Source organism: Zongyangia sp. (assembly GCF_965361945.1).
Window position 1 is genome coordinate 1 of the sequence record NZ_CBDTOK010000103.1, and the last position, 21,746, is coordinate 21,746.

General features: G+C 48.6%; 26 protein-coding genes and 1 other annotated feature. Of the genes, 13 read left to right on the top strand and 13 right to left on the bottom strand.

Features of this window, described 5'->3' with window-relative positions; genetic code table 11:
* From ACZ25G_RS06635 to ACZ25G_RS06660, 6 genes are all read right to left on the bottom strand, one after another.
* Positions 1–254 (bottom strand): sigma factor (locus ACZ25G_RS06635; RefSeq protein WP_463681931.1); only part of this gene is annotated, 254 nt, incomplete at its 3' end.
* Positions 255–545: 291 nt separating this feature from the next.
* Positions 546–992 (bottom strand): large-conductance mechanosensitive channel protein MscL, encoded by a 447-nt coding sequence (mscL, locus tag ACZ25G_RS06640; protein WP_463681932.1) that lies wholly within the window; start codon positions 990–992, stop codon positions 546–548.
* 137 nt (positions 993–1,129) lie between these two features.
* Positions 1,130–2,011: a ketose-bisphosphate aldolase gene (locus tag ACZ25G_RS06645; protein ID WP_191509667.1), complete on the bottom strand. Its 882-nt coding sequence runs from the start codon at positions 2,009–2,011 to the stop codon at positions 1,130–1,132.
* A gap of 380 nt (positions 2,012–2,391) precedes the next feature.
* Positions 2,392–3,876 carry a DUF1846 domain-containing protein gene (locus tag ACZ25G_RS06650; protein WP_191483281.1) on the bottom strand — a complete coding sequence of 495 codons (1,485 nt, stop codon included), beginning with the start codon at positions 3,874–3,876 and terminating at the stop codon, positions 2,392–2,394.
* A gap of 151 nt (positions 3,877–4,027) precedes the next feature.
* On the bottom strand, positions 4,028–4,663 hold the full coding sequence (locus ACZ25G_RS06655) for an HAD family hydrolase (protein WP_463681933.1): 636 nt from the start codon (positions 4,661–4,663) through the stop codon (positions 4,028–4,030).
* 22 nt (positions 4,664–4,685) lie between these two features.
* Positions 4,686–5,021, bottom strand: a complete 336-nt coding sequence (locus tag ACZ25G_RS06660; protein WP_463681934.1) for a DUF4870 domain-containing protein — start codon at positions 5,019–5,021, stop codon at positions 4,686–4,688.
* A 249-nt stretch (positions 5,022–5,270) separates the two neighbouring features.
* On the opposite strand from ACZ25G_RS06660, the gene ACZ25G_RS06665 reads away from it, so the two are divergent.
* The 4 genes from ACZ25G_RS06665 to ACZ25G_RS06680 all read left to right on the top strand — a co-directional run bounded on the left by ACZ25G_RS06665 (position 5,271) and on the right by ACZ25G_RS06680 (position 8,732).
* A complete protein-coding gene (locus ACZ25G_RS06665) occupies positions 5,271–5,489 on the top strand; it encodes an HPr family phosphocarrier protein (RefSeq protein ID WP_262397586.1) in 219 nt (72 codons plus the stop codon).
* Between the two features lie 192 nt (positions 5,490–5,681).
* Entirely contained in the window at positions 5,682–6,716 is a 1,035-nt protein-coding gene (locus tag ACZ25G_RS06670; protein ID WP_463681935.1) for a LacI family DNA-binding transcriptional regulator, read from the top strand.
* Positions 6,717–6,748: 32 nt separating this feature from the next.
* Positions 6,749–7,648: a ribokinase gene (locus ACZ25G_RS06675; protein ID WP_463681936.1), complete on the top strand. Its 900-nt coding sequence runs from the start codon at positions 6,749–6,751 to the stop codon at positions 7,646–7,648.
* 97 nt (positions 7,649–7,745) lie between these two features.
* A complete protein-coding gene (locus ACZ25G_RS06680) occupies positions 7,746–8,732 on the top strand; it encodes a radical SAM protein (protein ID WP_463681937.1) in 987 nt (328 codons plus the stop codon).
* 65 nt (positions 8,733–8,797) lie between these two features.
* Here ACZ25G_RS06680 and ACZ25G_RS06685 read toward each other — a convergent pair whose 3' ends face one another.
* Positions 8,798–9,670 (bottom strand): PHP domain-containing protein, encoded by an 873-nt coding sequence (locus ACZ25G_RS06685; protein WP_463681938.1) that lies wholly within the window; start codon positions 9,668–9,670, stop codon positions 8,798–8,800.
* Positions 9,671–9,787: 117 nt separating this feature from the next.
* On the opposite strand from ACZ25G_RS06685, the gene ACZ25G_RS06690 reads away from it, so the two are divergent.
* Positions 9,788–10,636, top strand: coding sequence for a patatin-like phospholipase family protein (locus tag ACZ25G_RS06690; protein ID WP_463681939.1), 849 nt, complete (start codon positions 9,788–9,790; stop codon positions 10,634–10,636).
* A gap of 34 nt (positions 10,637–10,670) precedes the next feature.
* Here ACZ25G_RS06690 and ACZ25G_RS06695 read toward each other — a convergent pair whose 3' ends face one another.
* Entirely contained in the window at positions 10,671–11,318 is a 648-nt protein-coding gene (locus tag ACZ25G_RS06695) for a CDP-alcohol phosphatidyltransferase family protein (RefSeq protein ID WP_463681940.1), read from the bottom strand.
* A 198-nt stretch (positions 11,319–11,516) separates the two neighbouring features.
* On the opposite strand from ACZ25G_RS06695, the gene ACZ25G_RS06700 reads away from it, so the two are divergent.
* Both ACZ25G_RS06700 and ACZ25G_RS06705 read left to right on the top strand, forming a co-directional pair.
* Complete coding sequence (locus tag ACZ25G_RS06700) at positions 11,517–11,840, top strand: DUF2651 family protein (protein ID WP_463681941.1); 324 nt, start codon at positions 11,517–11,519, stop codon at positions 11,838–11,840.
* Between the two features lie 359 nt (positions 11,841–12,199).
* Positions 12,200–12,760, top strand: coding sequence for a flavin reductase family protein (locus ACZ25G_RS06705; protein WP_463681942.1), 561 nt, complete (start codon positions 12,200–12,202; stop codon positions 12,758–12,760).
* A 57-nt stretch (positions 12,761–12,817) separates the two neighbouring features.
* Here ACZ25G_RS06705 and ACZ25G_RS06710 read toward each other — a convergent pair whose 3' ends face one another.
* The 5 genes from ACZ25G_RS06710 to ACZ25G_RS06730 form a co-directional block, all read right to left on the bottom strand.
* Positions 12,818–14,047, bottom strand: a complete 1,230-nt coding sequence (locus ACZ25G_RS06710) for a homocysteine S-methyltransferase family protein (protein WP_463681943.1) — start codon at positions 14,045–14,047, stop codon at positions 12,818–12,820.
* A 111-nt stretch (positions 14,048–14,158) separates the two neighbouring features.
* Positions 14,159–15,853, bottom strand: coding sequence for an arginine--tRNA ligase (gene argS, locus ACZ25G_RS06715; RefSeq protein WP_463681944.1), 1,695 nt, complete (start codon positions 15,851–15,853; stop codon positions 14,159–14,161).
* Positions 15,854–16,282 carry a YwiB family protein gene (locus ACZ25G_RS06720; RefSeq protein WP_224771557.1) on the bottom strand — a complete coding sequence of 143 codons (429 nt, stop codon included), beginning with the start codon at positions 16,280–16,282 and terminating at the stop codon, positions 15,854–15,856.
* Positions 16,283–16,314: 32 nt separating this feature from the next.
* The gene (gene murI, locus ACZ25G_RS06725) at positions 16,315–17,130 is read right to left on the bottom strand and encodes a glutamate racemase (RefSeq protein ID WP_191509658.1); all 816 of its coding nucleotides are present in this window, start codon (positions 17,128–17,130) and stop codon (positions 16,315–16,317) included.
* Positions 17,123–18,196, bottom strand: a complete 1,074-nt coding sequence (locus ACZ25G_RS06730) for a D-alanine--D-alanine ligase family protein (RefSeq protein ID WP_191509657.1) — start codon at positions 18,194–18,196, stop codon at positions 17,123–17,125. Before ACZ25G_RS06730 ends, murI begins: the two co-directional genes overlap by 8 nt.
* A 386-nt stretch (positions 18,197–18,582) precedes the next feature.
* Between ACZ25G_RS06730 and rpmG the strand changes: the two genes are divergently transcribed.
* The 6 genes from rpmG (at position 18,583) to rplJ (ending at position 21,705) form a co-directional block, all read left to right on the top strand.
* Positions 18,583–18,732, top strand: a complete 150-nt coding sequence (rpmG, locus tag ACZ25G_RS06735; protein WP_178489057.1) for a 50S ribosomal protein L33 — start codon at positions 18,583–18,585, stop codon at positions 18,730–18,732.
* A 23-nt stretch (positions 18,733–18,755) separates the two neighbouring features.
* Entirely contained in the window at positions 18,756–19,001 is a 246-nt protein-coding gene (gene secE, locus ACZ25G_RS06740; protein WP_463681945.1) for a preprotein translocase subunit SecE, read from the top strand.
* Positions 19,002–19,026: 25 nt separating this feature from the next.
* A complete protein-coding gene (nusG, locus tag ACZ25G_RS06745; protein WP_191481828.1) occupies positions 19,027–19,548 on the top strand; it encodes a transcription termination/antitermination protein NusG in 522 nt (173 codons plus the stop codon).
* A gap of 155 nt (positions 19,549–19,703) precedes the next feature.
* Positions 19,704–20,129, top strand: coding sequence for a 50S ribosomal protein L11 (gene rplK, locus ACZ25G_RS06750; RefSeq protein ID WP_191481829.1), 426 nt, complete (start codon positions 19,704–19,706; stop codon positions 20,127–20,129).
* A 55-nt stretch (positions 20,130–20,184) separates the two neighbouring features.
* A complete protein-coding gene (gene rplA / locus ACZ25G_RS06755; RefSeq protein ID WP_191481830.1) occupies positions 20,185–20,880 on the top strand; it encodes a 50S ribosomal protein L1 in 696 nt (231 codons plus the stop codon).
* Between the two features lie 40 nt (positions 20,881–20,920).
* Positions 20,921–21,093: a sequence feature (ribosomal protein L10 leader region), on the top strand.
* 78 nt (positions 21,094–21,171) lie between these two features.
* A complete protein-coding gene (gene rplJ / locus ACZ25G_RS06760; protein ID WP_191481831.1) occupies positions 21,172–21,705 on the top strand; it encodes a 50S ribosomal protein L10 in 534 nt (177 codons plus the stop codon).
* Positions 21,706–21,746 lie beyond the last annotated feature (41 nt).

Sequence of the window (21,746 nt, forward strand, 5' to 3'; positions counted from 1 at the left end):
TTCGCAAAGGTTTTAAACGAGCTTTCCCGTTCCCTTTGATAGTTTCTTACAGCGCCAATAAAGCCGATCATTGCCTCCTGATAGATGTCGTCCTTGTCCATGCCTTCAATCCGGCTTTCCCTGGCCTTCGCCGCGATCATGGGAATGTACCGGTTGAGAAGAAGAGAAAGAGCATCGTGATCTTGTTTTCTAATCTTTTCAATCAGCTCTTCGTCGGAAGGTTCTCCTCCCTGCAGCAGTGAACTTTTTTCCATCATATCAGACGCATTATCCTTTTATACAGACAAAAACCCTTCCAAAAGATTCCTAATCAGATGTATTTGGTTACGTTGTTCATTGTAACCGATAAACTGCCATCTGTCAATTCATTTTTGTAATTTCCAGACAAAAGGCCTAAGTTTTACAGAATTCTCTCTTTTTCTCTGGAGAAACCAGCCGATCATTATGCTGCCCTGTAATCTCAGTTCCCTATATGCAACTGTTTACCATGACGATTCGTGTATCTTTCGAATCCGCAGGCATTCTCTCTATGTCGCTAAATACCTTTATTTGTTTACGCGTTCTTTTTCCTGTTGGTCCCGGAGAATATCCCGGATCTCCGTCAGCATCAAAAGTTCCGGCGATGGCTCTGGTTCTTTAGGCTCCTCAGAAGGCTGCTCCTTCTTCCGCCGGAATAGGTTTAACCCCTTTACCAGCAGGAAGACCACCAGCGCAATGAGGAGAAAATTGATTATATTCTGAATAAAAGTCCCGTAATAAATCGCCGTTTCCGGGATTTCACCCACCGCCGGAGACAGAACGATTTTATATTCTGTAAAGTCAATGCCGCCAATTAAATAGCCAATAGCCGGCGTAATCACATCCTTGACCAGGGAATTGACAATGGCAGTAAAAGCGGTACCAACAATAACGCCTACCGCCATGTCCATTACATTGCCGCGGGAAATAAATTCTTTAAATTCACCGATGAGACCCTTTGCTTTTTCTTTCATCATGACCCCTCCACTTCGTCTACGCCCTGAGTCCGCTGCTTTTCCATATCATCGTCCCCCTAGTATAAAACGCAAGCCGGCACAGGAAATCCCTGTACCGGCTTAACGAACAAGAAAGTATCCTCTTTTAAGAAGGATTATTCACCAGCTTTGATTTCAAAGGTGGGCAGGCCCTCAACCTCAGGAACCCAAGCTTTGCCTTTTCCGCCCAGGATCTCGATGAGCTCGCCCAGACGACGTTTGAAGCCCTTCTTCACCAGGACCCACAGATCATAAGCGCCGTTGCCCTCGGTGTTAGCGTTAACAACTTCTGCGACAGCAGCTTTCAGCAGGTCGTTGCAGAGGTTAACCTTGTTGATACCCATGGAGCAAGCTTTCCGCAGCTGCTCGTCGCCAGTGCCAGAACCGCCATGCATAACCAGCGGGAAGTTGTTGGTAGCCTCTTTGATCTCTTTGAGGAGGTCAAACTGCAGTTTGGGCACAACATTAACATATGCGCCGTGAGCGGTACCAACGGAAACTGCCAGGCAGTCAACGCCAGTCTCCTGGATGTACTGAAGTGCTTCTTTCGGATCGGTGTAAACGTTGCCGTCTTCCAGGTTCTCGCCGTTACCAACATGGCCCAGCTCAGCCTCAACAGAAACGCCAACTTCATGAGCGATTTTAACGATCTCTTTTACTTGTTTTACGTTCTCCTCATAGGGCAGGGAGGAACGGTCAACCATAACAGAAGTGAAACCGGAGCGAATAGCCAGGATAGCCTGATGGAAATCAGAACCATGGTCCAGGTTGATCGCTACAGGAACTTTGGACTGCTCTGCCAGTTTGCGGAAAACCGGGCCAATGAACTCAAAGTCAGGATGATGGGTGAAATGCACGTCGAGGATGATCGGTGCATTCAGCTCCTCAGCGATTTCGATCGCTGCGCGAGCATCCAGCTCAGAACCAACGTTGGGGGCTGCAACGGCGTAATTCTCCGCGCTTGCACGATCAAGGATTGCTTTCATGGTTACTAACATAATAAACGCTCCTTTTTCAAAACAGATTTGATTTTCTTGTGGAAAATTGTCCCTACAATTTTCCGCCATGATCATTGTAGCAGGTTGTCCCAAAATTTACAAGGTTTTTTGCTGACAAACTTCAGGTGGAACTCTCCAAAATAATTGTTAAGTTTGGTCTATCTTGTTAAAAATATAACGTACTTGGCGAAAAATCCATAAACTCATAGAATTATGGAACAAGTTTCATAAATAAATCGTAAAAATTATCTCTTTTTTCGCTATTTTGATCTAATCTTGTACTAACATAGAAGATAAAAATTTAAAACTTGTCATTTTGTATGAGAAAAAGAAATGTATCAAAAAATACCACCGAACTCCGTGTTCGATGGTATTTTGGTCTATTTATGGTAAAGTTTTTTGGTCTGGTATTTGGGCTCACAGGTCAAATTAATTCCCAACTTCCGGAAGACAGAATCATCCACCTGAGACAGGATAACAGAGGAATGTGCCTCGCATCCACGGAGCTTGGGAAGTTGACGCATCGCAAGCTCTGCCGTGGGATTAGTTGCGGCGCATATGGATAAAGCAATGAGAATCTCATCGGTATGCAACCTAGGATTGTGATTTCCCAAGTGTTTAATCTTGAGATTCTGGATAGGCTCGATAATAATGGGAGAAATCAGATGCATATCATGGTTAATCCCTCCCAGAGCCTTGAGGGCATTGAGCAGCACCGCTGCAGAAGCCCCTAGTAAAGAGGATGTCTTTCCTGTGATGATCTGCCCATCCGGCAACTCAATGGCGGCGGCGGGGAAGCCCGTACTTGCTGCACGATCCAAAGCAGCTGCCGCCACCCGGCGGGACTCGGGGGAAACCCCTGCCTGATTCATCAAAAGTTCCACCTTATAGACGGTGTCAGCGTCCACCCTTCCCTGGCGCTGGTCACACAAAGCATGGTAATAGCGGCGGACAATCTCTTCCCGGGACGCCTCGCATACCACCTCGTCATCGACAATACAGTTGCCTGCCATGTTGACACCCATATCCGTTGGGGACTTATAGGGGCTTGTCCCTGCGATTTTCTCAAAAATGGCGTTGAGCACCGGAAAGATCTCTACATCCCGGTTGTAGTTCACCGCTTTTTCCCCATAGGCTTCCAGGTGGAAAGGATCAATCATATTGACGTCGTTAAGATCTGCTGTGGCCGCCTCGTAGGCCAGATTGACCGGATGCTTCAAAGGCAGGTTCCAAATGGGGAATGTCTCAAACTTGGCGTATCCTGCTTTAATCCCCCGCCGGTATTCATGATAGAGCTGCGAAAGGCAGGTCGCCATCTTGCCGCTGCCCGGACCAGGAGCCGTAACCACCACCAACGGCCGGGTGGTTTCAATATATTCATTTTTTCCATAACCGTCGTCGCTGACAATCAGCGGTATATTTGCAGGGTAGCCAGCAATGGGATAATGTAGATAAACCTTGATTCCCAGACTTTCCAACCGATGTTTGAAGGTCTCCGCAGCTGCTTGACCTGAGTACTGAGCGATGACAACACTGCCTACAAATAGGCCTATGCCCCGAAAGGCGTCGATGAGGCGGAGGACGTCCAGGTCATATGTAATGCCAAGGTCTCCCCGCACCTTATTCTTTTCAATATCAGCGGCATTAATTACAATTACAATTTCCGCCTGGTCTTTCAGCTGCATCAACATCTTGACCTTACTATCCGGAGCAAAGCCGGGCAGGACCCGGGACGCATGGTAATCGTCAAAAAGTTTTCCACCAAACTCCAGGTAAAGCTTATTATCAAATTTGGCAATCCGTTTGAGAATGTGTTCTGACTGGGTTTTTACATATTGATCATTATCAAAGCCAATTTTTTTCATCCCGTTACCCCTTACTGTTTTACTGGCGGCCCCAAAACTCACATGGAAAAACAGCACACGAAGCCGGTGCTGTCCTTCTCAAGCCCAATGCAGGCAATTTTTCTTTTTACTTTCTCCATTATAAATAAAAATGTCTCTCTTGACAACTCTTTTACAACAGTTCCCGGAAGCTTTCAATACAAATATCGCTTAAGCGGCGGATTTCTTCCCTATCCACCACGGCACTGCCCTCATCCTTGACAGCACATATCTGAAATCCGGCGCTGGAAGCCGACCGAATTCCATGGAGCGCATCCTCAAATACACAGCAGTCTTTGGGCGCCAGCCCCATACGCTGGGCGCTTTGAAGAAAAATATCCGGATACTCCTTCCCCACGCCTACCTCTTCCACCGTAAGGACAAATTGAAAAAAATCCAAAATACCCTGACAGCGCAAAGCCGGCAGGGACAGGGCACGCCCGGTGGCCGTAGCGATACACATCGGAATTCCCTCTTGCCGAAGTTTCTTCAGATATTCTAATACCCCTGGCTTCATCCTCACTGTATGGGTATATTCCCAAAGCATCTGGTCACTGATTCCCTGCATTACCTGGGATGCTGTCATGGGCAGGCCAAAGCGTTTTATGGTATACTGAATGCCATCTTCAAAGGTCATAGCTGCAATCTCACCATTAATGTCCCCAGGGTCATCTACCCCATGGTTGATCAAATATTGCGGGACAATACGGTCCCACGTCCCCATGGAATCCAGCAGCGTACCATCCATATCAAAAATTGCGCCTTTCATTCATTTCCTCCCATGCGATCGTTTAACCACAAATGACGTCTGCAATCGTTGCCAAAAAGGGGATGCGAATGTCTCGATAGGTCGCCGTTCTCACGATACAGATTAGCCAAATGATAAAAAAGAGAAGGCTGAGAAGCCGCAGCAGCCACCGGGCCAGGAAAAACCAGCCCAGTACAAAGTTAATCACCACCGACAATACCGTAAAAATTCCCGAAACCAGGATAGATTGTATTGCATGAAAACGCACGTATCGATTTTCTTTCTCTAAAAAGAAAACAATCAGACCTGAAAGCCATCCGAAAACATAGGCGATAGCGGCTGCTACATTGGGTTTCATATGCAATGTTTGATTTGCCATAGGCTCCTCCTCTTGCTATTTTTCTTCATTATATCACATTTCCCTCAATTCAGCATATCTTTCTCTCTATGTCTTTATGTCCTACTCAAATAAAAGGATCTCCCATTCCCTATTTGGCAATATATACAAAATATTTCTCATATTTTTTAACACTTCTACTAAAAAAATCTTGATAAATTAGAAAATACATGCTATAATAAACCCATACTCAAGAAGTGAGAGTATAATGAAGAAAGGTAGGTTTTGAAAATGGTAGCATTTATCAAGTTAGAAAGCGCTGAGGATTTGAAGACTTTCATGAATATGGCTTGGAACTGTGAGGATGATGTGGGTGTCCACACCACCGACGGTAAAATTGCAGATGCAAAATCCGTCTTAGGTTTGATGGCCCTTGATTATTCAAAACCTGTACAGGTCGTCACAGAAAACAGCAAATTTATCGAAAGCCTGGAGAAATGGAGAGTATAACTATTCCATTGTAAAATAGAAATACGATTCGATGAAAGCGGCTGTTAATTTTAATTAACAGCCGCTTTTTTGTTTGCTTCATATCATTTCATAGTACGCATTTTGTTGACAAATCTACAAGGTCATATTATGATAGAATTATAGAAAAACGATTTTATTTTATCCCTGATTCTGAAAGGTGGGTAGTAAGGCATGAATGATAAAAACAAACCTGCAACCATCAAAGAAGTAGCTCAACTTGCTGGCGTCGCCCCTTCCACCGTCTCCCTCGTTCTCAATAACAGCAACAAAGTTCGTGAGGGAACCCGCCAAAAAGTATTACAGGCTGTCAAAAAGCTCAACTATGTCCCCAACAACTTCGCTGTCTCTCTCCGTCAATCCCATTATATCTGCCTTGGTGCCTTGGTTCCGGATCTCTATAACCCATTTTACTTGGAAATCATCAAGGGCCTTCGGGAACAATGCAATATGGCCGGCTATCCCATCTATGTGGTAGAAACAAAAAATTCTTTAGAAGAAGAAAAAAAGCAGATATCATATCTGCGCAGTATCAAGGTCAACAGTTATGTGTTTATCGGCACCGGAGATGATGATGAGGATTTAGCTCAAAATTTACTGGCTAATCCAAACAACCGGGTCTGTTATGCTGATAAATACGACTCTACCGGAACCATCCCTCACGTTGTTATCGACAATTACCGGGCTGCCTTTGACGCTATGGAATGTTTGATCCATCATGGTTGTGATAATATCTATTATATCACCCAGAAGATCATGTCCACACCTGTGGTCAAGCGGATGGACGGGGTCATTGATGCTATGAAAAAGCATGGCCTTTATCAGGAAAACAAAATTGTTATTGCCAACGATGTCCTTTTGGGAAAACTGGAATCAGGCTACTATGCCATGAATTCGATTCTGGCCCAGGATCGGCCTACTGGGGTAATGGCTTCTTCTGATTACCTCGCCATTGGTATGAAGCGCGCATTATCTGAGCACGGCCTCAAAATCCCGGATGACATCTCCATGATCGGGTTTGACAACATCGATATCAGCCGCTTCACCGTTCCCTCCCTCACCACTGTCAACCAGCCCAGGGAGCAGATGGGGGCATTGGCCTTTTCTCTTGTCACCGACCGGGATGCCATCTTTACTCCCGCAAATAACTGTTTTGTTCTCCGCCATGATTTTATCATCCGGGAGAGCGTTCAAAACAGAAATGCTTAGGAAAAATCACATCACAAAGGAGTTCTTCAGCCATGAAAATTCTCAATTTCGGGTCCCTCAATATTGACAATGTCTATTCCATGGATCATTTTGTCCGTCCTGGTGAGACTACTGCCTCCTTAAAAATGGAGACTTTCTGCGGCGGCAAAGGTCTTAACCAATCGGTAGCTTTAGCCAAGGCAGGAGCTCCTGTCTATCATGCCGGCAAGGTGGGGGCTGATGGGCAGATGCTCATCGACATCCTTGGCGAATACGGCGTAGACGCCTCTCTGGTTGCCATGACCCAAGGTCATACAGGTCATGCTATTATCCAGGTGGACAAGAAAGGCCAGAACTGTATCCTCCTCTATGGTGGTGCCAATCAAGAGATCACCACCGATTACATCGATGACGTTTTGGCGCATTTTGAGAAGGGCGACATGCTCCTGCTGCAAAATGAGATCAACAATATTGACTACATTATCAAAAAAGCTGCTGAAAAGGGCATGGTCCTTGCCATTAACCCCTCCCCCATCAGCGATGAGCTTGTCAAAATGGATCTCAGTCCGATCACTTATTTTATCCTCAATGAGATTGAGGGCAATGAACTCACCCAGGAAACCGATCCGGAAAAGATTGCGCGGAAAATGCGTCAAATCTATACTGGCTGCGTGGTGGTGCTGACCTTGGGCAAGCAGGGCGTCATGTACTATGACGGCACTAATACTTATACCCACGGCATCTATGACGTCCCGGTGGTGGATACCACCGCTGCCGGCGACACCTTTACAGGATTTTTCCTCTCCACCCTGATGCAGGGAGAGGACGTCCCCAAGGCTTTGGAGTATGCTTCTATCGCCTCCTCTCTGGCGGTCTCCCAAAAGGGCGCCGCCCCTTCTATCCCCACCATGGAGCAGGTAAAGGATGCCAAGCTGAAAAAAGTAGAGTTTTAATCCCACCCGATACAAAAAGGACGTGTTTTACAACACGCCCTTTTTGTTGTATGATAATACTAATTTGCAAACAAGCCTTGAAAGGATGGTGGAGACAATGAAGATCGGTCCCATCCACAGCATGGGGGTCATTGTCAATTACAAGTGCAGCGCAAAGTGCCGTCACTGCTGTTATAGTTCCTCTCCCAGCTGGCCCGGTGATTACATGAGTGACGATATGGCTCATAAGGTCTTCCGCTTTATGGTAGATCACCATGTCCGTAGCTGCCATATCGGAGGGGGCGAACCCTTCTTAAAACAGGATCAGCTTTTAGCCGTCTGCACACTTGCTAGGGAATATGGCATTCATATTGAATACATCGAAACCAACGGCAGCTGGAACATCAAGGAAGAGAAAACCCTACAGCTGCTTCGGAAGCTTTTGTCTGTTGGGGTAGGGTGTCTGCTCATTTCGGTGGATCCATTTCACAATGAATACGTCCCCTATCAAAAACAAAAAAGCCTTATCTCCCTCTGCCGCAAAGTGGGGATGGAAACCTTTGTTTGGCCTGGGAATTTCGGCAGTGATCTGAGTATGCTGGATACCAGCGTTCCCCATCGCATTGAGGAATACGACGCCTTTTTCGGCGGCAATTATAAGGTGGATGCCACCCGCTCCTATGGGCTCAACTGCAATGGACGTGCCATCTCTCTGTGCCGGGACGCCTACGAACTGCATCCTTTTGACCAGCTTGTGGGCGCTATTTCCCCCTGCACCCCCCTTGTCTCCACCGGCCATTGCCATCTGGATTTATACGGTCATTATATTCCACCTATCTGCACTGGCTTTATTATTGACATGGAGGATCTGGATGCTCCCATTTCCCCAGAAAAATATCCTGCGCTTACCGCCGCCTATGAGGGCGGGATGAAAGGTCTTTATCAGTATGCGCAAGAGCTGGGATTTGCACCTTCCCGTTCCACCTATGTCAACCGGTGCGATCTTTGTTTTGACATCAAGCGATATCTGTGCCGGGAACATCCCACCGCGGATATTGGATATCCCTCCTATTTTGAACAAAGCGACTATGACCAAAACCAGTAGCGGAGTTTTCTGTTGTTTTAATAAACGCAGAACCGGCAGCCGGTATCTTCTGGCTGCCGGTTCTTTTATTCCTGGGTGGACTCACCTTCTATAGAAATATCCCCCAAATGAAGCTGTGCCAGCTGCACCTTGTTGACACCGATGTCCAAGATTCCCCCTGCATAAGTCTTTTGAAATTCACCGTGGCAGTCGCTGCCGCTGGTCACCAGAAGTTTCCTTTGCCGGCAAAAGTCTAAGGCATCCTGGGTCTGCCAGGAGGTATGCAATGGATATATACATTCAATTCCATCCAAATCGCAGGTAAATAACCGCCTGATTTGGGCTACATACTGTCCCCGATCTCCCTTGATGGAATATCCTGGATGAGCCAATACCGCAAATCCACCGGCCTGATGGATGGCTCGGCAGGCTTCTTCCACACTGACAAAGCCAGCTTTTGCATAGCTGCATTTGTACTTTCCATATAAAAGCATGACTCCATCAAAATCTCTGGCAATGCCACGGTCGAGAAAATAGTTGAGGGCAGGCCATCCGCCTCGGGCCGGATCGTTTTCATAGGCAAGAAAGTCCGCCATGGATACCCGGCCATCATCTGCTTCCATCTTCTCCAGAAGATCGATGCTCATCTGATCCAGTTTCCGCCGGTTTTCCCTGACAAGGCTGGCAAAAGCAACATCCTTCTCGTCAAATCCATAGGCGAGGACGTGGTATACGCGGTTTTCGAAGGCACAATCCAGTTCCACCCCTTTGATCCAGCAAAGCCCCTGTTTTTCCGCCGCGGCAGCCAGACGAGGCAGAGCATCGATGCAGTTATGGTCACAGATGGAAATTAGCGAAACGCCCCGTTTAGCCGCTCTCTGGCATATTTCCTCTGGAGTCATAGTTCCATCGGAACAGGTAGAGTGGATGTGCAGGTCCACATAGGATTGCTTGTCCATTGCGCTATTTCTCCCCTTTCTTTTTCTATTATACCCAGCTGGAATTTTCGGTCAATTGAAAAAGCTGAACAAACCCATTATAATAATAGGAAAGATTTCAAAAAAGGAGCAAAACTCATGGGAAAAACCGGACTGATTCTCGAAGGTGGTGGCATGCGTGGGCTATACACCATCGGTGTTTTGGATTATTTCATGGACCACGACCTCTATCTACCCTATGTGGTAGGGGTTTCCGCCGGCGCATGCAACGGCTGCTCCTATGTCAGCCGGCAGCGGGGCCGCAACTATAAGATCAACATCGGATATATCCGTGACCCAAGATATCTAAGCCTGCGCAGTCTGATAAAGACCGGTTCCCTCTTTGGCATGGACTTTATCTTTAAGGATATGCCCCACCACCTGGTTCCCTTGGATTATGATACCTTTTACAACAGCGACACCGTCTTTTATATCGGCACCACCGACTGCAATACCGGAAAAGAGCATTTCTTCTCCAAGGAGGAAATGGATTACGATTGCACACCATTGGCCGCTTCCTCCTCCCTGCCTATCCTCTCCCCCATTGTCCACTACCAAGGATTGGAGCTGATGGATGGCGGCATCGCCGATTCCATCCCCATTGAAAAATCCATCTCCGATGGCAACACCAAGCATGTTGTCATCCTCACCCGGGACCGAGGTTACAGGAAGGGGCCGGGTAAGCATATGAACCTGCTCCGGCGCAAGTACCGCAAATATCCCGCTTTTGTCACGGCGCTAGAAAACCGGCACATCATGTATAACCATACGCTGGATAAATTGCGGCAGATGGAGGCGGAGGGCTCTGCCTTTGTCATCGCTCCCCAGGCACCGGTTCCTGTAAAAAGCACCAGTAAAAACAAGGAAAAGCTTCAGGCTCTTTATGACACAGGTTACCTGGACGCCTCCCGTTGTTTTGACCGTCTGTTAGAATTTCTGGAAAAATAAGCAAAAAAGGACTGGGGAAACATCCCCAGTCCTTTTATTTTTTATCTTTCGTCGTCTTTTTTAGTTCCTTATAAATGGGCAGATACATGACAAAGGAAAAAATCATAAACGCCGCTGAAATACAGATAAGCACGGTGGTCACCGTCATGTCCAGTGTGGGAAATGCGATGGTGATGAGCATAACCACATAAAAAATCACCGTAGAAACCTTGCCAAACCAGCGGGCGCCGTCGATTTTCGCCCCGCCCCGCAGAAGGCGAAAGCCTCCGATCATCATCAGGAATTCTTTGATGATAAAGATGGAAAGAAGCACTGCCATGGCAGGAATCCGAATGGATAAGCAGATCGCCACCGTTCCCTGGGTCAGCTTGTCCGCAATGGGATCAATAATCTTTCCGAAATCGGTAATCATATGAAAATGTCTGGCAATGATGCCATCTGCCATATCCGTCAGGCCTGAAAGAAGGATAATAAACGCTGCAACATAATATTCTTTGGCCGTCTCCGCCGTGAGATAGCAGTAGGCGAAAATCGGAATGAGCAGGATCCTGATCAGCGAAAGCAGATTCGGTATATTCCAAATTTTTTTTGTATCCAACAATGATACCTCCGCAACTGTGGCGATTTCATCATGGACTGCGGAATCATCTGTCAGCAGCCCAGCACTTCGATAACAGAACAATTATAACACACTCGGATTATTCTGAACATACATTTCTTTTATTTTCAATAAAAAGCTTCACACATTGTTTGTTGACGCACCTTCTCATCCATGTTACCATGTATCATAACACAGTGTTTTGGGAATAACCATTAATTTTTTATTACGTTTTCCTTCCTTTGTTCGCTGTGCGGTATTTGATGAAATGAGGATTTTATGATGAAATTTTCCCTACGAACCAGGCTGATCCTATGCGCCTGCTCCATTGTGCTCATGCAGTTGTTGCTTTACCTGGGTGTCACCTTTATAGATCCCTTTTTCCTGGTGATCACCCTGCTCCCCCTGCTCACCATCGTATTGTCCATAGTCCTTGTTCTGCTGGTCAAGAATCTTTGGATGGTCACCGGCGTCTTTGCTATCTCATTCATTTTAGGTATGTTTATCTTTTTCAATCCCACTTTTTGGGTTTGGTCGCTGGGTTATACCCTTCTTTCCTTGGCTACCTGTGTCCTTGTGGGACTCTTTACCCGGCGTCATACCTGATGCTGCACCATCTTCTGTCGAATCTCTATCCCTGCGCAAATAAAAAGCAGAAAAATACCGCTGACAGTTGCCGGCGGTATTTTTCTGCTGGAGACGAACTAAAAAGTTCAGGATGGAGGAAAGAATAATATTTATAAAGAGGGAAAATCAATAGTACTCTCACTTTAATGACAACTTGATTATAACACAAGGTTGTCTCTCCGTCAAAGCTTCCGTATAAAATTCATAAAAAATTCACACACTTTTTCTCTGTCAGCAATATCGTCAGAAAACCCGATGGAAAACTATTTAATTTTCAAGTCGATTTGTTATAATGAAAGCAATGATACATCTTTATTTTCATTGAAGGAGGAAGAAATATGAGAAAAGACTTTGGAGCTAAGCCTCTTTTATATCCCCAGCCTGTGCTGATCATTGCTACCTATGGCGAGGATGGCACTCCTGACGCTATGAACGCCGCCTGGGGTGGCATCAGCGAATCTAATCAGGTTACCATGTGCCTGAGCGCCGAGCACAAAACAGTAAAAAACATTTTGGCCCGTGGTGCTTTCACCATCAGCATGGCGGATGCTGCTCATGTGGTGGCTTGTGATTATGTGGGGATTGTATCCGGCAACGACGTCCCTGACAAGATGGCCCGAGCGGGATTCCACACCACCAAAAGCCAATTGGTAGACGCCCCCTTGATCGACGAGCTGCCCATGGCCTTGGAATGCAAACTGATTAGTTATGATGCTTCTTCCTGCCGCCTGGTTGGGGAGATCATCAATGTCAGCGCGGATGAACGCATCCTCAATGAGAGAGGGAATATTGATCCCCAGAAATTGGAGCCAATTACCTTTGACCCTGCCAACAACGCCTATCTAAAGCTAGGGGAAAAGGTGGGCAATGCCTTTCGGGATGGAATAAGCCTTAAGTAAGCCTTCGAGACAGAAAAAGGTGGATGGGAAAAATCCCATCCACCTTTTTGTCATCTTCTAAAAAAGTAAAGCTCCGTAGCCATCCGCGATTTTCTGCAAAACTTCGTGCTCCAGATCGGATTGAGAACTGCACACAAGAGCCCGGCCCGGATAGTAGATCAGCGCCATTTCCAGTGCGCCCTCATTATCAGAAAGAAAAGCTACAGGCAAATCTGTCATGTGGGCATTCTGGGCAAAATGATAGGCATCGTCGGCAGTGGGAACCTCCACCAGAACCGCATCCCAGCCCTGGTCCTCTGCCTCCAGGATCTCCTCTGTCATATCCACCTCGCAGGAGAGTGGTTCCGAAAACTCCAGATCTTCGCTGAGGAAAAAGACCTCGTCATAATTGCAGGCGATAATGTCCTCCGGGTCCGGCTTTGGCAGTTCTCTGCCGGAAAAGTCATATTCCTCCATCATTCGGTGGAGCGCTCCGATATGAGCGGGTGTGGTCCCACAGCATCCGCCTATGATGGAAGCTCCTGCATCCAGCAGGGTTTTCATCTTTTCCGCCATTTCCACAGGCGTTGTGGCATAGTTCCCATCTGCGTCGGGCGTTCCCAAATTGGGCTTCACAATAAGGGGGACTGTGGCATAATGAGACAACTTTTCTAGCTGCTGCGCCATTTGGTCGTAGTCATCTGTACAGTTGATGCCAAATGCCTGGACTCCTAAGGACTGCGCCGTTACCATACAGGCCAGCAGATTGGAGCCATCTAAGGTGTCCCCCTCGCTGTCCATGGTCATGGTGACATATACCGGAAGCCCTGTCTGCCGGGCACCTAGCACAGCCGCCCGCATCCCTGTCATGGAAATCATCGTTTCACAGACGATCAGATCTGCCCCTGCATGTTTGAGGGCAAAGGCCTGTTCACTGTAAATGTTGACAAGCTCCAAAAACGGCGTCTCTCCAAAAGGCTCGACAGAAAGATTGGTGGGAGCGATATCTCCAGCCACCAACACACCTGTACCTTGGGCCGCCCCCTTGGTAAGGGCCACCAACTTGGCATTGATCTCCTCTACCCTGTCCTGAAGGCCAAATCGGGCCAGCATGGCACGATTGGCGGTAAAGGTAGGCGCATAAAGGACCTGAGCGCCGTTTACAATATATTCTTTTTGCAGATTTTGAAGCACATCCGGGTGTTCCAAAATCCACAATTCTGGACACGCGTCCTTGGGCATGCCCGCTTGATACAAATTGGTTGCTGTTGCGCCATCCAATAATCGGGGTGGCAAGGGTACTTCCATTGATTTCTCCTTTTCTGCCCGGTAAAACCGGAGCGATATGTTCATGTTCCCTGCCCATAAAAATTTGCAGCGAAGGGAGATTCTATCCCTACTGCGTCTGCTGGCAAAGGGTTACATGGTTTCAGGTACATTGATTTTCAGCATGGTCAGCACATTACGGATGACGGTGCGGGTCGCCAGGCACAGGGCCAGGCGGGCCTGCATCACATCCTCGGCTTCCCCTTTGACCCGGCAGGCATTGTAGAACTTGTGGAATTTGTTGGCCAACTCAATGACATACCGGGTAATCCGGGCCGGATCGTAGGTCCGGGCGGATTCTAAAATTTCCGAAGGATAGATGGCCATGTGCCGAATGAGTTCAATCTCCTCCGGCTGGGTAAAGCAGAGCAGGTCATCCAGCTGTCTTTCCTTGGGAGAGATGCCTTCCGCTGCCAGGTTTTTCAGAATGGAACAGATCCTGGCGTGGGCATACTGGACATAATAAACCGGGTTTTGAGAGGATTGCTCTACCGCCAGTCCCAGGTCAAACTCCATCTGGCTGCCTGGCTCCCGCATATTAAAGAGGAAACGGGCCGCGTCAATGGGCACTTCGTCCAGAAGATCGGTGAGGGTAATGGCTTTGCCGGTACGCTTGCTCATCCGCACCACTTCCCCATCCCGGGTCAGACGAACCAGTTGCATCAATACAATGTCCAGGCAGTTGCCGTTTAAGCCGATGGCATCCATGGCTCCTTTGAGCCGGGCTACATGGCCGTGGTGATCCGCGCCCCAGACATTGATCACCCGATCAAAGCCCCGAACTGCGAACTTATTATAATGATAAGCGATATCCGCTGCAAAATAGGTCGGATTTCCATTGGCCCGGATCAGGACCTCGTCCTTCTCCCCGCCATAGGCCGTGGCTTTATACCAAATGGCGCCATCCTTTTCATAGGTAAGGCCCTTTTCCGACAGGGTCTTGACGATGTCGTCAATGGCCCCGCTTTCATGGAGGGTGCTCTCTCTAAACCAGACATCATAGGTAATCCGATATTTTTCCAGGTCGGTTTTGAGCCCTTCGATATTCTTAGGCAGCGCATAAGCCACCAAAGCGTCACGGCGCTCCTTTTCCTCTGCGTCTACATAGGCATCCCCATGAATATCGGCAAACTCCTGTGCCCGGATCTTAATGTCCTCACCGTGATAGCCGTCCTCTGGGAAGGGAACCGCCTCTTCCCCCTGATAGATTTGAAGATAACGGGCCTCCAAGGATTTTCCAAACTTTTCAATCTGATTGCCAGCGTCGTTGACATAAAACTCCCGGGTCACATCATAGCCGGCCCAATCCAGCACTGCTGCCAGGCAATCCCCCAAGGCGCCGCCCCGGGCATTGCCCATGTGCATGGGGCCGGTGGGATTGGCGGAGACAAACTCCACCATTATCTTTTGATTGCCTCCCTCCTGGGAGCGTCCATAGTTTTCCCCGTCAGCTTCAATGGCCTTGATAACCCTGGCAAACCATTCCTTGGAGAGGAAAAAGTTGAGGAAACCAGGCCCAGCCATCTCACAGCGCTCAAAATAGGTGCCATCAAAGATCATCCGCTCCATCAGGATGGTGGCGATCTGCCGCGGATTCATCTTCAGGGCCTTGGCGCAGACCATGGCCACATTGGCGGCAAAGTCGCCGTGGCTTTTGTCGTTGGGGATTTCAATGGTAAAGGGGGGCAGGGGCACCGGCTCAAATTTACCGTCAGCCACTGCCATCCCCATGGCTTTCATAATCACTTCTTTGAGCTGTTCATTCGCTTCTTTAACCAGATTTGCCATCTATCCGTTGCACTCCTTGATGTTAATCGACACTTCATTTTCACTGGCAAGGCAGGCATTGACATCCAGAGAATACTGAAAATGGATATCACCGCCGTGGCTGTCCAGACCGTTGCGGATGTTGCTGCCCAACACCCCCACCATCAGATCCCCCATTTCGGTGGCATAATGGCACTGATGGCGTCTTCCTTTTTCTACAATAAGCTGAGAACAGCAGGGACCGGACCGGATCATGGTAACCATATCGTTGCCTTTGACCTTCAGCGTGGTCTTACAGCCATCATATCCCGTGGCTCCGCTTTCATCATAGCGGATATACTGGATGCCGTCTCGGATGTAGTAATTTCCCATGGTGGTCAGTTCCACGATATCGTCTTCGCCGTCCACCCGCTGTTTTCCTTTAATTGAAATAATAACTTCCTTTTTCAAAGTTTTTGCACTTTCCTTTCGCGCAAATAGTCTTATAACGTGTCCACACTGACATATTCCACATTTTGATCCACCTTTTCCCCTAGGAAGATGCCGGCTATATTGGAAAACTCGTCGGTGCGGTCGCTGACATAATAATGGCATTCTCCTTGGCGGTCTTCACCGCTTCCCATGCCATTCTGCATCAGATAGCCCTTCACATACCGGGCAGTAGCCTGGCCTGGATCCACCAAGGTTACCGAGTAATCCATCACCTGGGCGATAATGTCATAAATAATGGGATAGTGGGTACAGCCCAAGATGAGGGTGTCAATATGCTCCTCAAAAAACGGCTCCAAATACATCTTCGCCGTCAGCCTTGTAATCTCATTGTCGGGGGCTACCAGCCCGTTTTCCACCAGCGGCACAAACAGCGGGCAATCCCGTCCCACCACCTTGGCCTCAGGACGGATCCCCCGGATGGCCTTGCCATAAGCCCCGGAACGGACTGTCGCCGTGGTGCCGATCACCCCGATTCTGCCGCTGTCCGACAGGGCCGCCGCCTCCTGGGCTGCTGGGAGCAGCACGCCGGTATAGGGAACTCTGACATCCTTGACATCCTTATCGGTCAGCACGGAACTGACTGTGCCACAGGCTGCCACAATCATTTTGACGTCGTGGCTACACAGGAAATTGATGTCCTGGGCTGCATAGCGGCGGATGGTCTCACGGCTGCGGTTGCCGTAGGGTACCCGGCCTGTATCTCCAAAATAGACAATGTTTTCATGGGGGAGGATTTTTTTCAGCTCTTTGACCACCGTCAGCCCCCCAAGGCCTGAGTCAAAGACGCCGATGGGACGGTTATCCATTTGCACCCGCCCTTTCTATGGCAAGCTGAATGAGCCGGCGGATCAGCTCCGGATAGCTTACGCCGGAATATTCCATCAGCTTGGGATACATGCTGATATCGGTAAAGCCCGGAATGGTGTTGGGCTCGTTGAGAAGTACCTTCCGGTCCGACTTGCGCACAAAAAAGTCCACACGGGCAAAGCCGGAACAGCCCAGCGCCAAAAATGCCTTGCGGGCGGTCTCCTGAATCTCCTTGACCACCTCCGGCTCCAGACGGGCCGGGATATACAGGGCGGTGGTACCATCTTTATACTTGGCGTTGTAGTCGTAGAATTCCGCCACGGGGACAATTTCCCCTATGACTGAAACAAATGGATCGTCGTTGCCCAACACCGCACATTCCACCTCGTCTCCCACCACCGCTTCTTCTACAATGATCTTGCGGTCGTGGGCAAAGGCCGTTTCAAAGGCCTTCTTCAGGGTTGCTTTGTCGGTGGCTTTGGTGATGCCCACCGAACTTCCCGCATTGGCTGGCTTGACAAACACCGGATAATGAAGCCTTTGGGCAATCCGCTTCTCGATCTCGTCAAAGCGGTCCATTTCATATTCCATCACCTTTTCCCACTGGACGCCGGCAATACCAGCCTGTTCCAGAAGGGTGCGGGTCACAGTCTTATCCATGCAGACTGCAGAGGACAGGGTACCGCAGCCCACACAGGGGATGCCGGCAATCTCCAGAAGGCCCTGCATGGTGCCGTCCTCTCCATTTTTCCCATGGAGAACGGGAAATACCACATCGAGGCGGATATTTTCCACATGATCGGGGTGGAAAACTGTCAGCCCATGGACGCTCCGGTCCGGTGAAAGGATCGCGGGAACGCAGTTTGCTTTCTCCCAGGATCCATCGGGGATCCTGTCGATCTCCCCGGTGTAGTGATACCACCGTCCATCCTTGGTGATGCCAACCATTACGATGTCGAAATCATCCCGCGGCACATGGCGCAGGACAGAGGCGCCGGATACCAGTGAAACCTCATGCTCACTGGATGCGCCGCCGAATAGCACTGCCAGGGTAAGCCTTGACATGGGCTGCCACACTCCTATACAATAAACTACATCTGCTTGCCCGAAGAAATACGGAAAAATACACAGATGTATCTTTGTCTTCTGTCAAAAGGACATTAACAATAGTAGTTTATCATAATACGTATTTCTTCGCAATTGTTTTGCCTGTAAATTCATAGTTGATTCTTACGGAATTTAGAATTTATTTTTAAATTTCCTTGACTTGTCCTATTCCCTTGTGGTATAGTATTACTACCTCTAAAAGGGTTATTTTTTTATGCTCATTTTTACGGGCATAAAAAAGGGTTCCCCTTTCTCGCCCTATGGGCAGCCGAAAAGGGATGGCAAAACTCAAGCGTTCTCTTTACGAGGGAGGCAAAAAATTCCGTTACTCAGGAGGTGCCGATATGAGAGTCAAAGTTACTTTGGCCTGCACAGAGTGCAAACAGCGCAACTACAACACCATGAAGAACAAGAAGAACGATCCTGACAGGCTCGAAATGAACAAGTATTGTCGTTTCTGCAGGAAACACACGCTTCACAAGGAAACCAAATAGGCGAGAAAGGCGGTACTGTCGAGATGTCATCTACGCAAACGAAGGACACAAAAAAAGGCAGGTTTAATCCGGTGAATCTCGCCAAAAGAATTGGCCGTTTCTTCAAAGACATGAGGGGCGAGACCAAAAAGATCGTTTGGCCCACTAGAAAACAGGTTATCAACAACACCATTGTGGTGCTTGTTATGATGTTGATTGTGGGCATATTCATCTGGGGTGTCGATGCCATCATGTCCCTGCTGGTCAATGCTTTCCTTACAAACGCTTAAGCGAAAAGCGTGGAGGGATTAAATCATGTCTGAATCCGCAAAATGGTATGTTGTCCACACCTATTCCGGCTATGAGAATAAGGTGGCTCAAAACATTGAAAAAGCGGTGGAAAACCGCGGCCTTCACGATTTGATCCATGAGGTAAAAATTCCCACCGAAACGGTGGTAGAGGTCAAGGACAACAAAAGTCGCGAAGTGGAACGCAAAATCTTTCCCGGCTATGTGCTGGTAAAGATGGTTTTGACCGATGACAGCTGGTATGTCGTGCGCAATACCCGCGGGTGTACCGGATTTGTCGGCCCGGGTTCCAAGCCAGTCCCCCTCACAGACGCTGAGGTGGAGGCATTGGGTGTGGAAACCAAACAGGTCGAGGTTACCTATGCTGTAGGCGATTCCGTTAAAATTATCGAGGGTCCCTTGGAAGGCTTTGTCGGAACAGTGGATTCTCTGGATCGGGAAGCCGGATCTGTGCGGGTTATCGTTTCCATGTTTGGCCGGGAAACCCCGGTAGAATTAGAACTTGGCCAGGTCGAAACCGTAAACTAATCTTTTTAGGGAACTTAAAGGCCCTTGGGGGGCTTTAAGCTACACAGGAATCCACCTGTGTTTTACAGGGTGAAGATGAAAAAGTGGAGCTTCACCTGTGGGAGGAATTTTTTAAGAGATTCCGCCATTGACCACAATTTTTGGAGGTGCAAATTATGGCTCAGAAGGTAGTCGGCTATATTAAGCTGCAAATACCGGCCGGAAAAGCCACCCCGGCGCCGCCAGTAGGTCCTGCTCTGGGACAGCACGGCGTCAACATTATGGCTTTCACAAAAGATTTCAATGAGCGTACAAAGAATGACGCAGGTTTGATCATTCCTGTTGTCATCACCGTTTATGCTGACCGCTCCTTTACGTTCGTTACCAAGACACCGCCCGCAGCGGTCCTGATCAAAAAGGCCTGCGGCATTGAAAGCGGTTCCGGCGTGCCGAACAAAACCAAAGTCGCAAAGATCACCAAGGAGCAGGTCGAAAAGATTGCACAGCAGAAGATGCCTGACCTCAACGCGGCCAACATTGAGTCCGCTATGAGCATGATCGCGGGAACAGCTCGCAGCATGGGCATTGAAGTTGTAGACTAATGCTCTCCGGTGGGAGGAACATTCCGTAAACACCACTTATGAGGGAGGAACACAAATGAAACACGGTAAAAAATATCAAGACAGTTCCAAACTGTTCGACCGCTTCCAGACTTACGATTCCACCGAGGCGTTGGATCTGGCTGTGAAAACCGCGAAAGCAAAGTTTGACGAAACTGTTGAAGTTCATGTAAGACTGGGCGTTGACTCCCGCCATGCTGACCAGCAGGTCCGTGGCGCTGTTGTTCTGCCCAACGGAACCGGCAAACAGGTCCGGGTTCTGGTCTTTGCCAAAGGCGACAACATCGCTGCTGCTCAGGCAGCTGGTGCTGAGTTTGTCGGCGGCGAGGATATGATGCAGAAAATCCAGCAGGAGAACTGGCTGGACTTTGACGTTGTCATCGCTTCTCCTGATATGATGGGCGTTGTGGGACGTCTGGGTAAAATCCTTGGCCCCCGCGGACTCATGCCCAACCCCAAAGCTGGCACCGTTACCCCCGATGTGGCCAAAGCGGTCACCGAGGCAAAAGCTGGTAAGATTGAGTATCGTCTTGACAAGACCAACATTATCCACTGCCCCATCGGAAAGGCTTCCTTTGGCGTAGAGAAACTCAGCGAGAACCTGAACACTTTGATGGACGCCATTGTCAAAGCGAAACCCGCAGCAGCAAAGGGCCAGTATATCAAATCCTGTGTGGTTGCTACCACCATGGGCCCTGGCATCAAGATCAACCCTGCAAAATATTCTGCATAAGTTCTAAACTGCTCATTGACATGAGCTTCGTTTCATGATAAAATGATAGAGCTGTTTTCCAAAGACAGCAGGTGGTCAAACATAATGGGTTTTTTACCCGCCTGCCGAGGATGCGCAACACATGGATATTCTCGCGTTATATAGACGCTGGGTCTTCCGTTTTGTATGTATTGCCCTTCCTGCGGTTGCGGGAAGGGCTTTTTGTTTGTCCGGTATTTCGTTTCAATTTGATTCTGATCAATTGGATATTTTTCTCCCGGCTTTCGGGGGAGCTTCAGGAGGTGAAACATCTTGCCAAATGAGAAAGTACTGCAGAGCAAACAGCAGCTGGTCGCCGATCTGGCTCAGAAGCTGAAGGATGCTTCCGCCGGCGTCATCGTCGACTATAAGGGCATCACTGTTGCAGATGATACCAAGCTTCGTCGTGACCTGCGGGCTGCAGGCGTTGAGTATTCTGTTATCAAAAACACCATGCTCCGCTTCGCTCTCAAGGGAACCGATCTGGAGGAGATTTCCTCTGTATTGGAGGGTACCACCGCTCTGGCTACCAGCGCAACCGATCCTGTTGCTGCTGCTAAGATTCTGTGCAAATATTCCGATGACACCAAAGGAAAGTTCGCCATCAAGGCCGGCTTTGTTGACGGAAAAGCACTGGATGCCGAAGGCGTCAAGGCACTTTCCAAACTGCCTTCCAGAGAAGAGCTCATCGCCAAGACTCTGGGTGGACTCAACGCACCGATCTCCGGTTTTGCAAACGTACTGTCTGCCAACCTGCGTGGTCTGGTCGTTGCGCTTAATGCTATTGCTGAAAAACAGAGCGCATAAGGGATGATTTCCCGCGCTAAAAACAAAAGAAAAGAATTTAT